Source organism: Pseudacidovorax sp. 1753, from assembly GCF_040544975.1.
Taxonomy (GTDB): Bacteria; Pseudomonadota; Gammaproteobacteria; order Burkholderiales; family Burkholderiaceae_C; genus Xenophilus.
Map to the genome: position 1 here is coordinate 13,455 of NZ_JBEPKY010000011.1, position 17,166 is coordinate 30,620.

Here is a 17,166-nt window from a genome sequence, read left to right on the forward strand (position 1 = left end):
AGCAAGAAACGGGTCAGGCGGGCTGCGCGGCGCCGTCGGGCGAGGCGATCAACGGAACAGGCGAGGCCTCGGCCGGGCGCTCGTTCTGCTGCAGCGACCACATGCGCGCGTACACGCCGCCTCGCGCCAGCAGCTCGGCATGGGTGCCGCGCTCGACCACCTGGCCGGCGTCGAGCACCAGGATCTCGTGCGCGTCGACCACCGTCGACAGGCGGTGCGCAATCACCAGCGTGGTCTTGCCGCGCGCAGCGCTGGCCAGCTCGGCCTGGATGGCGCGCTCGTTGGCGGAGTCGAGCGCCGAGGTGGCCTCGTCGAAGATCAGGATGGGTGGGTTCTTGAGCAGCGTGCGGGCGATGGCCACGCGCTGCTTCTCGCCGCCCGAGAGCTTGAGGCCGCGCTCGCCCACCGTGGTTTCGTAGCCCTTGGGCGTGGCGGCGATGAAGGCATGGATGCGGGCCGCGCGCGCCGCCGCCTCCACCTCGGCCTGGCTGGCGTCGGGCCGGCCGTAGGCGATGTTGTAGCCGATGGTGTCGTTGAAGAGCACCGTGTCCTGCGGCACGATGCCGATGGCCGCGCGCAGGCTGTGCTGGGTCACCTCGCGGATGTCCTGCCCACCGATGCGGATGGCGCCACCGCCGGTGCCGGCCGAGGCCGGATCGACGTCGTAGAAGCGGTACAGCAGCCGCGCCAGCGTGGACTTGCCCGCGCCCGAGGGGCCGACCACCGCGACCGTTTTGCCGGCCGGGATGGTGAAACTCAGGCCGCGCAGGATGGGCCGCGCCGGCTCGTAGGCGAAGTGCACGTCGTCGAACTGCACGTCGCCCTCCGGATGGCGCAGCGGCCGGGCGCCGGGTGCGTCAGCCACCTCGCGCTCGCGCTCCAGCAGGGCGAACATCTTCTCCAGGTCCACCAGGCTCTGCTTGATCTCGCGGTAGAGCACGCCCAGGAAGTTGAGCGGGATGTACAGCTGGATCATGAAGGCATTGACCATGACCAGATCGCCCAGCGTCATGCGCCCGTCCACCACGCCCTGCGTGGCACGCCACAGCATGGCCACCAGACTGAGCGCGATCAGCATCTGCTGGCCGGTGTTGAGCAGCGACAGCGTGGTCTGGCTGCGCACGGCGGCGCGGCGGTAGCGCTCCAGCTGCTCGTCGTAGCGACGGGCCTCGAAACCCTCGTTGTTGAAGTACTTGACCGTCTCGTAGTTCAGCAGCGAATCCACGGCTCGGCTCTGCGCCTTGGCGCCCAGCTCGTTCATGCTGCGCCGGAACTGCGTGCGCCATTCGGTCACCCACACGGTGAAGCCGATGTACACCACCAGCGCGGAGCCCGTGATGGCGACGAACCACCAGTCGAAGCGCACGCCCAGGATGCCGAGCACCAGCACCAGCTCGATCAGCGTGGGCACGATGCTGTAGAGCGAATAGGAGATGAGCGAATGCACCGCCTGACTGCCGCGCTCGATGTCGCGCGTCATGCCGCCCGTCTGCCGCTCCAGATGGAAGCGCAGCGACAGCCCGTGCAGGTGCCGGAACACCTCCAGCGAGATGCGCCGCGCCGCACCCTCGGTGGCGCGGGCGAAGACCAGCTCGCGCAGCTCGGTGAAGAGCGAGGTGGAAAAGCGCAGCAGCCCGTAGCCCACCAGCAGCGCAGCCGGCACCACCAGCAGCGCGCGCGGGTCGCCGGGCTGCAGCGTCATCGCATCGACGAGGTGCTTGAGCAGCACCGGCACGCTCACGTTGGCCAGCTTGGCGCCCACCATGAACAGCAGGGCCGCCAGCACCCGCCACTTGTAGGCCCACAGGTAGGGGAACAGGCGCCGCAGCGTGGCGGCATCGCTGCGCGCGGGCGCAGGCGCGCCCGGCTCGGCAGCGGGCGGCAAGGAGTGGACAGGTCTCATGGGGGCTTGTGTCGCGACAGGCGATCGGCCATGTCGCATGCGGGACAATCCGCGGCGTTGTTTTCCCGGATTGTCCAATGACCGCCCCGACCGCCGCCCCCGCCGTCCTCAAAAGCCTGCCCGCCGATATGGAGCTGGTGCTCAAGGTGATCCCGATGCCGGCCGACACCAATGGCAACGGCGACATCTTCGGCGGCTGGGTCATGGCCCAGGTCGACCTGGCCGGCTCGGTGATCCCGGCCCGCTATGCGCAGGGCCGCATGGCCACCGTGGCGGTCAACGAATTCATCTTCAAGCAGCCGGTGCGCGTGGGCGACCTGCTGTCCTTCTATGCGGCCGTCACGCGCGTGGGCCGCACCTCGGTCACGGTGAAGGTCGAGGTCTTCGCCGAGCGCATCCGCCAGCAGGGCGAGTACGTCAAGGTGACCGAGGCGTCCCTCACCTACGTGGCCATCGACGAGAACGGCCGGCCGCGCCCGGTCGTGACGCCCAAGGGCTGAGGGCCGTCGATCCCGGCCCGCTTGCCAGATGGTGCGCGGGCTCCGGGCACGCTGCGCCGCCGGCCGGGCCCTGCGGCCTCAGACCTTGCTGAAGTCCGGCCGACGCTTTTCCATGAAGGCCGTGAAGGCCTCGCGGGCCGCGGGCTCGCGCAGCATGCGGCCGAAGCTCGCGCCCTCCTCGTCCATGCGCTCGACCACGGCGGCGGACTGCGTCTTCTTGAGCAGGCGCTTGGTCTCGATCAGCGCCGACAGCGGCTTGGCCGCCAATTTGCGGGCCTGCTGCTGCGCGTAGGCATTGCACTCGGTGGGTGGCAGCACGCGGTTGACCAGGCCCACTTCGAGCGCGGCCTCGGCCATGAAGGGTTCACCCAGCAGCAGCGCCTCGGCCGCGCGGTGGTAGCCGAACATCTGGGGCACCAGCAGGCTGGACGCCGCCTCGGGGCACAGGCCGAGGTTGACGAAGGGCATCGAGAACGCCGCGTTGTCGCCGGCATAGACCAGGTCGCAGTGGAAGAGCAGCGTGGTGCCGATGCCCACCGCCGGGCCGCAGACGGCGGCGACCACGGGTTTGGGAAAGGCCGCGATACCGCGCAGGAAGCGGAACACCGGCGACTCCTGGCCCGACGGCGGCTTGTTCAGGAAGTCGCCGATGTCGTTGCCCGCCGAGAAGATGGTGGCATCGCCCTGGATCAGCACGCAGCGTACGGCCGCGTCGTCGCGCGCGGCGTCGAGCGCGTCGGCCAGCGCGGCGTACATGCTGCTGGTGATGGAGTTCTTCTTGTCGACGCGGTTGAAGGTCAGGGTGGTCACACCCGCTTCGGTGTGGACGAGGATGTCGCTCATGGTGTTGGTGAGGTGAAGAGAAAAATCAACGGGGCACGAGGGCGTCGCGCACGAAGTCCAGCCGGTCCTGGCCCCAGAACATCTGGTCGCCGACGAACATCGTCGGCGCGCCGAACACGCCGCGCTCCACAGCCTCCTGCGTGGTGGCCTTGAGCTGGTCCTTGACGTCCTGCTGGCCGGCCAGCGCCAGGCATTCAGCGGCATTGAAGCCGGCGGCCGTGAGCACGGCGGCCAGCTCGCCCGTATCGCCCAGGTTGCGCGGCTGCGCCCACATGGCGTCGAACACGGCCTGCGCGTAGCCCTGGAAGCGTTCGGGCCGATGCAGCTGCATCGCCATGGCGCCGCGCATCAGCGTCAGCGTGTTGATGGGGAAGTGCGGATTGTGCTCAAAGGGCACGCCGGCGCGGCGAGCGAAACGCTGCAGGTCATCACGCATGTAGCGGCCCTTGGCCTCGACCTCGGCCGGCGAGCGGTTGCCCGTGGCCTGGAAGACGCCGCCCAGCAGCATGGGTCGCCACACCAGCTCGGCGCCGGTGTCGGCACACACATGGGGCAGCTGCATCCAGGCCAGGTAGGCGGCGGGGCTGCCGAAGTCGAAGAAGCATTCGACGCGGGCGGGAGCGGTCATGGGGTGTCTCCTGTATTTGTCGTAGGGGTGCCGCAATGATGCCGGGCGGGCCCGCCTGACGCACAGGCCGTGCTCAGAAATTCTCGATCCACGGCCGCAGGTCCAGCTCGTGGGTCCAGGCGTCGCGCGGCTGGCGGTGCAGCATGACGTAGGCCTGGGCGATGTGATCGGGGTTCAGAATGCCGTCGTCGGCCTTGCGCGCATAGCGCTCGGGGAAATTGCTGCGGATGAATTCCGTGTCGATGGCGCCATCGATGATGGTGTGCGCCACATGGACGCCCTGCGGCCCCAGCTCGCGCGCCATGCTCTGGGCCAGCGCCCGCAGCGCCATCTTGGCGCCCGAGAAGGCCGCGAACTTCGCGCCGCCGCGCAGTGAGGCCGTGGCGCCGGTGAACAGGATCGTGCCGCGCTGGCCGCCGGCCGGCAGCGGCCGGGCCACCATGCGCTTCGCGACCTCGCGGGCGTTGAGGAAGCCGGAGAAGCAGGCCATCTCCCAGACCTTGAAGTACTTGCGCGCGGTCTCGGTGAGGATGCTCTCGGGCACGTTGGCGCCGATGTTGAACACCATCACCTCGATGGGCCCGATGGTCGATTCGATCTGCTCGACCAGCGCGACGACCTCCTCCTCCTTGCGCGCATCGCTGCCGAAGGCATGGGCCGTACCGCCGTCGGCCTGGATCTGCGCCACCAGGGGCGACAGCTTGTCGGCGCTGCGGCGGGTGACGCAGGCGGCATAGCCCTCGCGGGCGAAGGCGCGGGCGATGGCGCCGCCGGTGGCGTCACCGGCGCCGACGATCAGGGCTGCGGGCTGGGGCATGGTGGCTCCTGGCGATGAAAAGGAACGCGCGGGCTCGGAACGACACGCGTCATTCCTTGAAGTAGACGATCTGGTGGCTGGTGGCCAGCAGCAGCCCGGCCTCGCTCCACAGCTGCGCCGTCTGGTCGAAGAAGCCGTTGCGGAACTGCTGGCCGGTCGCGCGACCCAGCAGGAAGCCTTCGCCCACGGCCGCCAGCTCGGCCGCGCTGGTGTGGAAGTAGGTGGTGATGGACACGGTTCCCGCCGGCACCGGCCGGGCGCGACGGAGCCACACGCGCGGGTAGAAGACATCGCTCATCGCCGCCAGCGCCGGGAAGTCCAGCGTGCGCGGCTGGGCGTCGCGCACCCAGATCAGCGTTTCGCTGTGGTCGCCGGCATCGTTCCACTCGCGCGGAATGCCGCCGCTGATGGGCCGCATGTCGTACTGGCCGACCCATGCCACGCCCTTGGGGCCGGTGCCCATGCCGGCGACCTGGGCAGGCTCGGGTACCTGCGGCATGGCGACGTCGGTGGTGCCCCAGGTCTGCCGACGTGCTGCGGTGACGACGGTGGCCGTGGTGTTGAGCTGGGGCTTGCCGTCGTCGTCCGCCTGGCTGAGCGTGAGCGTCCAGTGCTGCGTGGAGCGGTTGGTGCGCACCGGCAGCGCCTGCACCTGCAGCGGACCTTCGGTCACGGCTGCTGCGTAGTTGACGGTGAGGGCGATGGGCTCGCCGAGCCGCTCCGGATGCTGCATCACGGCCTGCAGCAGCAATGCCGCGGTCGTGCCGCCGAAGGGCCCGACCATGTTCCAGTAGTCGGGGCTCGTAGCCCCGGTGAAGAGCCCGGACTGGATGTCGCTGTGCGACAGCGCGAGGGCACGATCGAGCGGGTGGTCGTTCATGGCGGCAGTGTGCATAAAGCGACTGGGCGCGCGAGTCGTGTACGGGACGCGCTGGCCTCCGTAGGAACCCGCAACCCGGGGCGGCCGGCCTGGGCGCCGGCCGACCAGGGTGCCGACTCAGACGCGCTCGAAGATGCCCGCGGCGCCCTGCCCCATGCCCACGCACATGGTCACCATGCCGTACTTGAGCTGCTTGCGGCGCAGCGCATGCACGACGGTGGCCGCGCGGATGGCGCCCGTGGCGCCCAGCGGGTGGCCCAGGGCGATGGCACCGCCCATCGGGTTGACCTTGGCGACGTCCAGGCCCAGCGTGTTGATCACGGCGAGCGACTGGGCCGCGAAGGCCTCGTTCAGCTCGATCCAGTCGATGTCGTCCTGCTTCAGGCCCGCATAGCGCAGCGCGGCCGGGATGGCCTCGATGGGGCCGATGCCCATGATGGCCGGCGGCACGCCCTTGCTGGCGAAGCTGACGAAGCGCGCCAGCGGCTGCAGGTCGTACTTCTGGCAGGCGGCCTCGCTCGCCAGGATCAGCGCACCGGCACCGTCCGAGGTCTGCGAGCTGTTGCCCGCCGTCACCGAGCCGCGGGCGGCGAACACCGTGCGCAGCTTGGCCAGGCCTTCCAGGCTGGTGTCGGGGCGCGGGCCCTCGTCCAGGCTGACGGTGCGCGTCTTGGCGGTGGTCTCGCCGCTGGCGGCGTCGAAGCCGCGGTCGGTCACCTCGATGGGGGTGATCTCGTCGGCGAACTCGCCGGCCTGCTGCGCGGCGACGGCGCGTCGGTGCGATTCGAGCGCGAAGGCGTCCTGCGCCTCGCGACTCACCTTCCACTGCTGCGCCACCTTCTCGGCCGTCAGACCCATGCCGTAGGCGATGCCCACGTCGCCGTCGCGCTCGAAGATCGAGGGCGACAGCGAGGGCGCGTTGCCCATCATCGGCACCATGCTCATGCTTTCGACGCCGGCGGCGATCATGACTTCGGCCTCGCCCACGCGGATCCGGTCGGCCGCCATCTGCACGGCCGACAGGCCGGAAGCGCAGAAGCGGTTGACGGTGATGCCGCCCACGCTGGTGGGCAGGCCGGCCAGCACGGCGCCGATGCGCGCCACGTTCAGGCCCTGCTGGGCCTCGGGAATGGCGCAGCCGCAGACGATGTCCTCGATGGTCTGCGGATCGAGGCGCGGCACCTGGGCCAGCGCCGCCTTCAGCGTGGTGGCCAGCAGGTCGTCGGGTCGGGTGTTGCGGAAGAAGCCGCGATGCGACTTGCCGATGGGGGTGCGCGTGGCGGCGACGATGTAGGCGTCTTGAACTTGCTTGCTGCTCATGCCGGGGCTCCTGGGTATTGGGCTCCTTCCCCCGCTGGGGGAAGGCTGGGATGGGGGCTCGCCTGCGCCGCCAACGATGCCAGTCGATGGGCAATGGCGTGCAGAACACCCTCTGGATTGATGAAGGGTTCGTTGGATGCGAAGCGCAAGACGGCGAATCCTTGCGCCTCGAAGAAGGCTTCGCGCACCGCGTCGTAGGCGCGCTGCTGCGCATGCTGCGAACCGTCGAGTTCCACGATCAGCTTCGGCGCCAGGCAGGCGAAGTCCGCGATGTACGGACCCAGCGGATGCTGCCGCCGGAACTTCACACCCAGCTGCTCGCCGCGCAGACACGACCACAGGCGACGCTCGGAGTCGGTCATCGCGGTGCGGAGGGCGCGCGCGTGGGTGCGAGCGGCGGAGGTGGATTGGTTCTGCATGAGCGGTGTTGTGGCACTGGCCCCCATCCCTGCCTTCCCCCAGAGGGGGAAGGAGCAAGGCGGGTCAGTTGCGGACCGGCTTGCCCGTCGAGAGCATCCCCATGATCCGTTCCTGCGTCTTGGGATGCTGCACCAGCGCGCAGAAGGCTTCGCGCTCCAGGCGCATCAGGTACTCCTCCGTCACCAGGGTGCCGGGGTCCACGTCGCCGCCGGTCACCACGTGGGCGATCAGGCTGGCGATGTGGAAGTCGTGCTGGCTGATGAAGCCCCCGTCGCGCATGTTGACCAGCTGGCCCTTGATGGTGGCGGCGCCGCTGCGGCCGGCCACGCGGAAGGGCTTCTTCAGCGGCGGGCGCCAGCCGGCGTCGCTCATGGCCTTGACCTGGCCGATGGCCACGTGCAGCAGCTCGTCCTTGTGCGGGACGATCACGTCGCCCTCGACCAGGTAGCCCAGCTTCTTCGATTCCAGCGCGCTCGTGCCCACCTTGGCCATGGCCGCGACGGTGAAGCCTTCGGTGAGGAAGGGCAGCAGGTCGGTGCCGGTGGAGGCGGCGGCGTTCTCGGCCGCGCGGCGGGCGATGTAGGTCAGGCCGCCGGCGCCGGGCACCAGGCCCACGCCCACTTCGACCAGGCCGATGTAGCTTTCCATCGCGGCCACGCGGCGCGCACTGTGCACGGCCAGTTCGCAGCCGCCGCCCAGGGCCATGCCGCGCACGGCGGAGACCACGGGCACATTGGCATAGCGGATGCGCAGCATCACGTCCTGCAGCGCCTGCTCGGCGCCTTCGATGGCGCCCACGCCGGCCACCACGAAGGCGGGCAGCATGGCCTGCAGGTCGGCGCCGACGGAGAACTTGTCGGACGGCGACCAGATCACCAGGCCCTGGTACTCGCGCTCCGCCAGCGCCACGGCCTCGGCCAGCGCCTCGGCCACGTCGGGGCTGATGGCATTCATCTTGGAATGGATACTGGCGATCAGCACGCCCTCATAGCCCGCGCGGTCCAGCGTCCAGACGCGCACGTCGCCCTCGTCGCTGATCGTGGTGCCGGACTCTTCGGCGGCCTTGGCGCCGCTGCCGAGAACGCTCTCGGGGAAGAGCTGGCGTGCATGCACCGGCAGGCGGCGCTCGGGCACGAAGCGCTGCTCGGCGGCGCTCCACGAGCCTTCGGGCGTGTGCACGCCGCCGGCCTCGGCCACGGGACCTTCGAACACCCACTTCGGCAGCGGCGCCTTGGCCAGCGCCTTGCCAGCGTCGATGTCCTCCTGGATCCACTGCGCCACCTGCGACCAGCCGGCCTCCTGCCACAGCTCGAAGGGGCCCTGCTTCATGCCGAAGCCCCAGCGCATGGCCAGGTCCACGTCGCGGGCGCTCTCGGCGATCTCGCCCAGGTGCAGCGCCGCGTAGTGGAAGCCGTCGCGCAGGATGGCCCACAGGAACTGGCCCTGCGGTCCTTCGCTCTCGCGCAGCAGCTTCAGGCGCTGGCCCGCCGGCTTCTTGAGCATGCGGCCGTAGACCTCGTCGGCCTTCTGGCCGGCGGGCACGTAGTCGCCCGATTCGAGGTCGAAGCGCAGGATGTCGCGGCCCGCCTTCTTGTAGAAGCCGCCCTTGGTTTTCTGTCCCAGGCGACCGAGCTCGATCAGCCTGGCCAGCACCGGCGGCGTGGCGAAGTTCGGGTAGAACGGATCGGTCGCTTCGCTCAGGTTGTCCTGCAGGGTCTTGACCACGTGGGCCATGGTGTCCAGGCCCACCACGTCGGCAGTGCGGAAGGTGCCCGAGCTGGCACGGCCCAGGCGCTTGCCCGTCAGGTCATCGACCACGTCGAAGGAGAGGCCGAACTTCTCCACCTCCTTCATCGTCGCCAGCATGCCGGCGATGCCGATGCGGTTGGCGATGAAGTTGGGCGTGTCCTTGGCGCGCACCACGCCCTTGCCCAGGGCGGTGACGGCGAACGCTTCCAGGTCGTCCAGCACCTGCGCATCGGTGGTGGGCGTCGGGATCAGCTCCACCAACGTCATGTAGCGCGGCGGGTTGAAGAAGTGGATGCCGCAGAAGCGCGGGCGGATGCTCTCGGGCACCGCTTCGGCCAGCTTGGTGATCGACAGGCCCGAGGTGTTGGAGGCCAGGATGGCATGCGGCGCGACGTGGGGCGCGATCTTCTTGTACAGATCGAGCTTCCAGTCCATGCGCTCGGCGATGGCCTCGATCACGAGATCGCATTCGCCCAGCAGGCCCAGGTGTTCCTCGTAGTTGGCGGCCTGGATCAGCGCCGCGTCCTCGGGCACGCCCAGCGGCGCGGGCTTGAGCTTCTTGAGGTTGTCGATGGCCTTGAGCACGATGCCGCTCTTGGGCCCCTCTTTGGCGGGCAGGTCGAACAGGATGACCGGCACGCGCACGTTAACGAGATGGGCCGCGATCTGCGCGCCCATCACGCCTGCGCCGAGAACGGCGACTTTCTTGACTTGGAATCTGGACATGGTGTTGGGTGTCTTGGACCGTTGGGTGTCTTGGCCAGGCGTTGAAACGGCTTGCGGCTTCACTGCGCCCGCTGCCAGGTCTGCGTCCGCCAGAACGGCCCCAGGTAGCCACGCACTTCCAGCTTCTTGCCGCCATCGACCGGCGTGTAGCTGGCGCGGTATTCCTTGCCGTTCTCGGGATCGAGGATCTTGCCGCCTTCCCACAGGTCCTTGCCGTCGGCCTTCCTGCCGCCGCGCACGATCTCCAGGCCCACGATGGGCTGGCCCTTGCGGTCGTCGGTGCACTGGTCGCAGGTGGAGGAGCCGTCTTTCTTCAGCACCTTCTCGATGCGGCCAGACAGCTGACCGCCGTTGTCGGTGATGCGGATCTCGGCCTTGGTCTCGCCCGTCTTGTCGTCGACGTTGCGCCACAGGCCCACCGGGCTCATCTGCGCCAGCGCGGCCGACGAGGCCAGCACCAGGGACATGGCGATGGATGCACGAAGAAGCATGGAAGTCTCCGGTCGTGAAGGAAGGGAAGGCGGGCGGCGATCAGGCCAGCGCGGCGTCGGTGTCCATCAGCGCCTTGCTGCCCGAACGGGCGGTGCGCATCAGCGTCGCGGTCTCGGGGAAGAGCTTGGCGAAGTAGAAGCGCGCGGTCTGCAGCTTGGCGGTGTAGAAGGGGTCAGTGCTGCCCTCGGCGATCTTGCGCAGCGCCACCTGGGCCATGCGGGCGAACATGTAGGCAAACACCAGGTGGCCGGCCACACGCAGGTAATCGACCGCGGCGGCGCCGACCTCGTCGGGGTTCTGGAAGCCCTTGAAGCCGATCTCGGTGGTGAACTTGGTCATCTGGTCGCCCAGGTAGGCCAGCGGGTTGATGAACTCGGCCATCTTTTCGTTGACGCCCTCCTCTTCCACCAGCTGGCCGATCAGCTTGCCGAACTTCTTGAGCGTGGCGCCGTTGTTGCCCAGCACCTTGCGGCCCAGCAGGTCCAGCGACTGCACGGTGTTCGTGCCTTCGTAGATCATGTTGATGCGGTTGTCCCGCACGAACTGCTCCATGCCCCATTCCTTGATGAAGCCATGGCCGCCGAAGACCTGCATGCAGGCGTTGGTGCTGATGTGGCCGTTGTCGGTGATGAAGGCCTTGACGATGGGCGTGAGCAGCGCGACCAGCTCGTCGCTGTTCTTGCGCACCTTCTCGTCGGGATGGTGGTGGGCCTTGTCCAGCAGCAGCGTGCAGAAGATCTGCAGCGCACGGCCGCCTTCGGCATAGGCCTTGGCGGTGAGCAGCATCTTGCGCACGTCGGGGTGCACGATGATCGGGTCGGCGTCCTTGTCCTTGGCCTTCACGCCCGACAGCGAGCGCATCTGGATGCGGTCCTTGGCATAGGCCAGCGCATTCTGGAAGGCGACTTCGGTCAGGCCCAGCGACTGGTTGCCCACGCCCAGCCGGGCGGCGTTCATCATCACGAACATGGCGGCCAGGCCCTTGTTGGGTTCGCCGACCAAACTGCCCACCGCACCGTCCAGCGCGATCTGCGCGGTGGCGTTGCCGTGGATGCCCATCTTGTGCTCGAGGCCCGTGCAGAAGATGGGGTTGCGCTCGCCCAGGCTGCCGTCGGCATTGACCTTGAACTTGGGCACCACGAACAGGCTGATGCCCTTGCTGCCCTTGGGCGCGTCCGGCAGGCGGGCCAGCACAAGGTGGACGATGTTCTCGGCCATGTCGTGCTCGCCGGCGGAGATGAAGATCTTGTTGCCGGTCAGCCGGTAGCTGCCGTCGGCCTGCGGTTCGGCCTTGGTGCGCAGCAGGCCCAGGTCGGTGCCGCAGTGCGGCTCGGTCAGGCACATGGTGCCGGTCCACTCGCCGCTCACCAGCTTGGGCAGGTAGGTCTTCTTCTGCTCTTCGGTGCCGTGGGCCACCAGCGCCTCGTAGGCACCATGCGACAGGCCGGGATACATGGTCCAGGCTTGGTTGGCGCTGTTGAGCATCTCGTACACGCACTGGTTGACCGTGTGCGGCAGGCCCTGGCCGCCGAACTGCGGGTCGCACGACAGCGCCGGCCAGCCGCCCTCGACGTACTGCGCATAGGCCTCCTTGAAGCCCTTGGGCGTGGTCACCGCATGGGTCTTCACGTCCAGCGTGCAGCCCTCGGTGTCGCCGCCGATGTTCAGCGGAAAGGCCACCTCGGCGGCGAACTTGCCCGCTTCTTCCAGCACGGCATTGATGGTGTCCGCGTCGGTCTCGGCATGGGCCGGCATGGCCTTGAATTCGTCGGCGACATTGAACACTTCATGCAGCACGAATTGCATGTCGCGCAGCGGAGGGGTGTAGGTGGGCATGCGGGCGTCTCCTGCTCGGGAAGAAGGTTGAAGAGGAAGGAAGAAAGAGAAGAAAAAGGGTGCCGGTCAGCGCACGGTGCGCAGCTTGCGCGTCGGTGCGGGTGGCGCGGCCGGCGGCGCATCGGGCGTGGCGCTGCGCGCGAGGATGTTGTCGAAGCCGGTGTTGGCCCGGTCCACCGAACCGTCGACGCGCAGGAAGCGCGCCTCGTAGTGCAGTGCCAGGATCAGGCCGTGGATCTCGAAGGCGATCTGCCGGGCGTCTGCCTCGGTCTGCAGATGGCCCTCTTCCTGCGACTGGCGCACGGCGCGCAGCACGGCGGCCTGCCAGATGCTGACCGACTCGACCAGCGCATCACGCACCGGGCCCGGGCGGTCGTCGAATTCGGAAGCGCCGCTGATGTAGATGCAGCCCGAGTCGATCTCGGTCGTGGTGCGCTTCATCCAGTTGGCGAACATGGCCCGCAGCCGCGGCAGGCCGCGTGGCTGGGTGAGCGCCGGATAGAACACTTCCTGCTCGAAGCGGTGGTGGTATTCGCGGACCACCGAGATCTGCAGTTCCTCGCGCGAGCCGAAATGGGCGAACACGCCCGACTTGCTCATCTGCGTGAGCTCGGCCACCGCGCCGATCGACAGGCCCTCCAGCCCCACCTGGGCGGCCAGGCTCAGGGCGGCATCGACGATGGCGGCCTTGGTCTGCTGGCCTTTGGCGGCCTGGCGGGCAGGCTTGACGGCGCTGGAAGTGCTCATGGCTCGGGATGGACAGAATAAAACGAACGGTCGTGCATTTTTATTCTGGCACCCGACGGCGTCAAGCCTGCGGAAATCCCGGCGCCGCCGGGGGTCTTGCAGCGCGCGGCGGCCGGCGCGCCGCGCGCCTCAACGCTTGAAGGCCACCACCGGCTGCATCTGCTCGCCCAGGCCCTCGATGCCCAGCGTCATGGTGTCGCCGGCCCGCAGGAAGCGCGGCGGCTTCATGCCCATGCCGACGCCGGGCGGCGTGCCGGTGGCGATCACGTCGCCGGGCATCAGCGTCATGAACTGGCTGACGTAGCTGATGATCTTGGCCACGCCGAAGACCATGGTGCGGGTGCTGCCGGTCTGCATGCGCTCGCCGTTCACGTCCAGCCACAGCGACAGGCGCTGCGGGTTGGGCACCTCGTCGCGCGTGACCAGCCAGGGACCGATGGGGCCGAAGGTGTCGCAGCCCTTGCCCTTGTCCCAGGTGCCGCCGCGCTCGATCTGGTATTCGCGCTCGCTCACGTCGTTGACCACGCAGTAGCCGGCCACATGGTCCAGCGCCTCCTTCTGCGAGACGTATCGGGCCTGCCGGCCGATGACCACGCCCAGTTCCACCTCCCAGTCGGTCTTGACCGAGCCCTTGGGCAGCATCACCGGATCGTTGGGGCCCTGGATGCAGGTGGTGGCCTTGAGGAAGATGATCGGTTCCTTGGGCACGGGCATGCCGGCCTCGGCCGCATGGTCGGCATAGTTCAGGCCGATGGCGACCAGCTTGCCCACCTGCGCCACGGGGCAGCCCAGACGCGGCTTGCCGCGCACCAGCGGCAGGGTGTCGGGCTTGAGGCGACGCAGCTTGGCCATGACCTTGTCGTCGAGCTGGGCGGCGCCCAGGTCGGGAACGACGGCGCTCAGGTCGCGCAGACGGCCTTCCGCATCGATGAGTCCGGGCTTTTCCTTGCCGGGGTTGCCGTAGCGGACGAGCTTCATGGAGGATCCTTTTTCTGTGACGTGAACGAAAGCGCCCGCCCGGCCGTAGGGACGGCGGCGGGCGGGCGCATTCTTCCACGCCCTCCCCGGCGATGCCGGCGGGCGCAAGGGCGCAGACGCTCAGGCCACGAGGTCGAAGCGGTCCAGGTTCATCACCTTGGTCCAGGCCGCCACGAAGTCACGCACGAACTTCTGCTGGCCGTCGGCGCTGCCGTACACCTCGGCGATGGCACGCAGCTGGGCATGCGAGCCAAACACCAGGTCGGCGCGGGTGCCCGTCCAGCGCACGGCACCGGTCTTGCGGTCGCGGCCTTCGTACAGGTCCTTGGCGGGCGACGTGGCCTTCCATTCGGTGGCCATGTCCAGCAGGTTGACGAAGAAGTCGTTGCTGAGCGTGCCCACGCGGTCGGTGAAGACGCCGTGTTGGCTCCCACCAGTGTTGGCCCCCAGCATGCGCAGACCGCCCACCAGCGCCGTCATCTCGGGCGCGGTCAGCGTCAGCAGTTGGGCCTTGTCGACCAGCAGCGCTTCGGCCGGCACGGCCGAGGCCGTCTTGACGTAGTTGCGGAAGCCATCCGCGAAGGGCTCCATCACGGCGAAGCCTTCGACGTCGGTCTGTTCCTGGCTGGCATCGGTGCGGCCCGGGGTGAAGGGCACGGTCACGCCCTGGCCCGCCGCCTTCTCGATGGCCGCGCCGCCGGCCAGCACGATCAGGTCGGCCAGCGAGACCTTCTTGCCGTCCTTCTGCGCGCCGTTGAACTCGGCCTGGATGCTTTCCAGCGTCTTGAGCACCTGGGCCAGTTGCTCGGGCTGGTTGACGGCCCAGTCCTTCTGCGGCGCGAGGCGGATGCGCGCGCCGTTGGCACCGCCGCGCTTGTCGCCGCCGCGGAAGGTGGAGGCCGAGGCCCAGGCCGTGGCCACCAGTTGCGGCACCGTCAGGCCCGAGGCCAGCACCTTGGCCTTGAGCGCGTCGACGTCCTGCTCGCCGATGACCGGATGGTCCACGGCGGGCAGCGGGTCCTGCCAGACGAATTCCTCGGCCGGCACGTCCTTGCCCAGGTAGCGTGCACGCGGGCCCATGTCGCGGTGGGTCAGCTTGAACCAGGCGCGGGCGAAGGCGTCGGCGAACTGGTCGGGGTTGGCCAGGAAGCGGCGCGAGATCTTCTCGTAGGCCGGATCGAAGCGCAGCGCCAGGTCGGACGTGAGCATGGTCGGCAGCAGCTTCCTGCTGGCGTCGAAGGCATGCGGAATGCTCGGCTCGGCGTTCTTGGCGACCCACTGGTGCGCGCCGGCCGGGCTCTTGGTCAGCTCCCACTCGTGGCCGAACAGGAACTCGAAGTAGTCGTTGCTCCACTGCGTGGGCGTCCGCGTCCAGGTGACTTCGAGTCCACTGGTGATGGCGTCGGCACCCTTGCCGGAGCCATGCTTGTTGTGCCAGCCGAAGCCTTGCGATGCCAGGTCTTCCGCCTCGGGTTCGGCACCCACGTTGTCGGCCGCGGCTGCGCCGTGGGTCTTGCCGAAGGTGTGGCCGCCAGCGATCAGGGCCACGGTCTCTTCGTCGTCCATGCCCATGCGGCCGAAGGTGTCGCGGATGTCGCGGGCCGAGGCAACCGGATCGGGCTTGCCGTCAGGACCTTCGGGGTTCACGTAGATCAGGCCCATCTGCACGGCGGCCAGCGGGTTCTCCAGGTCGCGGCTCTCGGGCACCTTGCTGTCGTCGTCCTTAACGAGCACGCCGCGGCCTTCGACGCCCGGCGAGCCCTGCGAATAGCGGACGTCGCCGCCCAGCCACTTGGTTTCGCGGCCCCAGTACACGTCCTGGTCGGGCTCCCAGGTGTCGGCCCGGCCGCCGCCGAAGCCCAGGGTCTTGAAGCCCATGGATTCGAGCGCGACGTTGCCCGTGAGGATCATCAGGTCGGCCCAGGAGATCTTGTTGCCGTACTTCTGCTTGATGGGCCACAGCAGGCGGCGGGCCTTGTCGAGGCTGACGTTGTCGGGCCAGCTGTTGAGCGGTGCAAAGCGCTGCTGCCCCCGGCCGCCGCCCCCACGGCCATCGGCAGTGCGGTAGGTGCCGGCGCTGTGCCAGGCCATGCGCACGAACAGGCCGCCGTAGTGGCCGAAGTCGGCCGGCCACCAGTCCTGCGAATCGGTCATGAGCGCGGTGAGGTCGCGCTTGACCGCATCGAGGTCCAGGCTCTTGAAGGCCTGGGCGTAATCGAAGTCCTCGCCCATCGGGTTCGACTTGGCCGAATGCTGGTGCAGCATGTCCAGCCGCAGCTGCTGGGGCCACCAGTCACGGTTGGTGGTGCCGCTGCTGGCGGCCTGGTGGAAGGGGCATTTGCTCTGCGAGCTCTCGTTGGCCATGGGCGCTCCTTGTGCGTTGTGGGGACTTGGGGTGGGGGAAACGGTGCCGTGGATTCTCTGCAGAAGGCCCACGCGGAGCGAGCCAACAACGCCTATCCCGGCCATAGGCGACGGAAGTCAAGCGGCGGTCATGAGCCCACTACGGACAGCGCTCGCGACCGGATTAGCCCCCAGGCACAGCGGGGGCTTGCGCAGCGCGGGACGCTGCCGACTCAGTGGCCGATGGAAGCCGGCAGTCCCGACAGCAGCAGCGCGATGCAACCGTCGAGCTGCTCCGACGGCAGGCGCCGGAAGCCCGAGCGGCTGTAGCGCTGAAGCCGGCCCATCGCGAAGGCCGCCAGGGCGGCGGCGCGCACCTGGGCATCGACAGTGGGCGTGGCCGAGCCGCCGGCCAGGGCATCCTCGCGCAGCAGTTGCCGCCACTGCGCTTCGAGCTTGTCGAAGAAGAGGTTCATGCGCTGCTGCAGCCGCTCGTGTTCGAAGACGAGGGCATCGCCCGTCATCACCCGCGCCATGCCCGGGTTCTTCTCGGCGAATTGCACCAGCATGTGCATGAGCTGCGCGGCCTGCTCGGCCGGCGGGCGATCGCGCTCGGCGATCTGCTGCACGAGGGAGAAGACGCTCTGCTCGATGAAGTCGATCAGCCCCTCGAACATCTGCGCCTTGCTGGCGAAGTGCCGGTACAGGGCCGCCTCGCTCACCGACAGCCGTGCGGCCAGCGCCGCCGTGGTGATGCGCTCGGCCCCGGGCTGCTCCAGCATGGCCGCCAGCGCCTGCAGGATCTGCACGCGGCGCTCGCCCGGCCGCGGCCGCTTGCGCGCCGGTGGGGCGGCCGGGCTGGCGGCCGGCTCCGACATGGTTTCCGAACCCAGCGGCTCCTCGTTCTCCATCGCTGCGCTGCCCCAGTTCTTGTAAAGCGCCGACTCTGCCGTCGGCGGTATGGGCCCGGCGCCAGGCCGGCCC

15 protein-coding genes are annotated in these 17,166 nt (G+C 68.8%); 1 reads left to right on the forward strand and 14 read right to left on the reverse strand.

The genetic code is table 11. The annotated features are described in order from the left end of the window. Positions 1–13: 13 nt before the first annotated feature. Positions 14–1,903, reverse strand: coding sequence for an ABCB family ABC transporter ATP-binding protein/permease (locus ABIC63_RS15035; protein ID WP_354320364.1), 1,890 nt, complete (start codon positions 1,901–1,903; stop codon positions 14–16). A gap of 77 nt (positions 1,904–1,980) precedes the next feature. Between ABIC63_RS15035 and ABIC63_RS15040 the strand changes: the two genes are divergently transcribed. Next, entirely contained in the window at positions 1,981–2,403 is a 423-nt protein-coding gene (locus tag ABIC63_RS15040; RefSeq protein WP_234193044.1) for an acyl-CoA thioesterase, read from the forward strand. Positions 2,404–2,481: 78 nt separating this feature from the next. Here the strand turns inward: ABIC63_RS15040 and ABIC63_RS15045 are convergent, their stop codons facing one another. The 13 genes from ABIC63_RS15045 to slmA form a co-directional block, all read right to left on the reverse strand. Further along, a complete protein-coding gene (locus tag ABIC63_RS15045; protein WP_354320365.1) occupies positions 2,482–3,246 on the reverse strand; it encodes an enoyl-CoA hydratase in 765 nt (254 codons plus the stop codon). A 25-nt stretch (positions 3,247–3,271) separates the two neighbouring features. Then, on the reverse strand, positions 3,272–3,874 hold the full coding sequence (locus ABIC63_RS15050) for a 2-hydroxychromene-2-carboxylate isomerase (protein WP_294373617.1): 603 nt from the start codon (positions 3,872–3,874) through the stop codon (positions 3,272–3,274). 73 nt (positions 3,875–3,947) lie between these two features. Next, positions 3,948–4,691 carry an SDR family oxidoreductase gene (locus tag ABIC63_RS15055; protein ID WP_354320366.1) on the reverse strand — a complete coding sequence of 248 codons (744 nt, stop codon included), beginning with the start codon at positions 4,689–4,691 and terminating at the stop codon, positions 3,948–3,950. A 49-nt stretch (positions 4,692–4,740) separates the two neighbouring features. Continuing rightward, positions 4,741–5,571, reverse strand: a complete 831-nt coding sequence (locus ABIC63_RS15060; RefSeq protein ID WP_294373621.1) for an acyl-CoA thioesterase — start codon at positions 5,569–5,571, stop codon at positions 4,741–4,743. A 117-nt stretch (positions 5,572–5,688) separates the two neighbouring features. Then, entirely contained in the window at positions 5,689–6,891 is a 1,203-nt protein-coding gene (locus tag ABIC63_RS15065) for an acetyl-CoA C-acyltransferase (protein ID WP_294373623.1), read from the reverse strand. Continuing rightward, complete coding sequence (locus ABIC63_RS15070; protein ID WP_354320367.1) at positions 6,888–7,310, reverse strand: endonuclease domain-containing protein; 423 nt, start codon at positions 7,308–7,310, stop codon at positions 6,888–6,890. The genes ABIC63_RS15065 and ABIC63_RS15070 overlap by 4 nt, the downstream gene beginning before the upstream one ends. Before the next feature lie 64 nt (positions 7,311–7,374). Continuing rightward, entirely contained in the window at positions 7,375–9,786 is a 2,412-nt protein-coding gene (locus ABIC63_RS15075; RefSeq protein WP_354320368.1) for a 3-hydroxyacyl-CoA dehydrogenase/enoyl-CoA hydratase family protein, read from the reverse strand. Between the two features lie 59 nt (positions 9,787–9,845). Next, complete coding sequence (locus ABIC63_RS15080) at positions 9,846–10,277, reverse strand: DUF2147 domain-containing protein (protein WP_354320369.1); 432 nt, start codon at positions 10,275–10,277, stop codon at positions 9,846–9,848. 40 nt (positions 10,278–10,317) lie between these two features. Beyond that, entirely contained in the window at positions 10,318–12,114 is a 1,797-nt protein-coding gene (locus tag ABIC63_RS15085; protein WP_354320370.1) for an acyl-CoA dehydrogenase C-terminal domain-containing protein, read from the reverse strand. Positions 12,115–12,180: 66 nt separating this feature from the next. Next, complete coding sequence (locus tag ABIC63_RS15090) at positions 12,181–12,861, reverse strand: TetR/AcrR family transcriptional regulator (RefSeq protein ID WP_354320371.1); 681 nt, start codon at positions 12,859–12,861, stop codon at positions 12,181–12,183. A 129-nt stretch (positions 12,862–12,990) separates the two neighbouring features. After that, positions 12,991–13,839 (reverse strand): fumarylacetoacetate hydrolase family protein, encoded by an 849-nt coding sequence (locus ABIC63_RS15095; protein ID WP_354320372.1) that lies wholly within the window; start codon positions 13,837–13,839, stop codon positions 12,991–12,993. A gap of 120 nt (positions 13,840–13,959) precedes the next feature. After that, positions 13,960–16,203: a catalase/peroxidase HPI gene (gene katG / locus ABIC63_RS15100; RefSeq protein ID WP_354320373.1), complete on the reverse strand. Its 2,244-nt coding sequence runs from the start codon at positions 16,201–16,203 to the stop codon at positions 13,960–13,962. 212 nt (positions 16,204–16,415) lie between these two features. Beyond that, a complete protein-coding gene (gene slmA, locus ABIC63_RS15105; protein WP_354320374.1) occupies positions 16,416–17,093 on the reverse strand; it encodes a nucleoid occlusion factor SlmA in 678 nt (225 codons plus the stop codon). Positions 17,094–17,166: the final 73 nt, after the last annotated feature.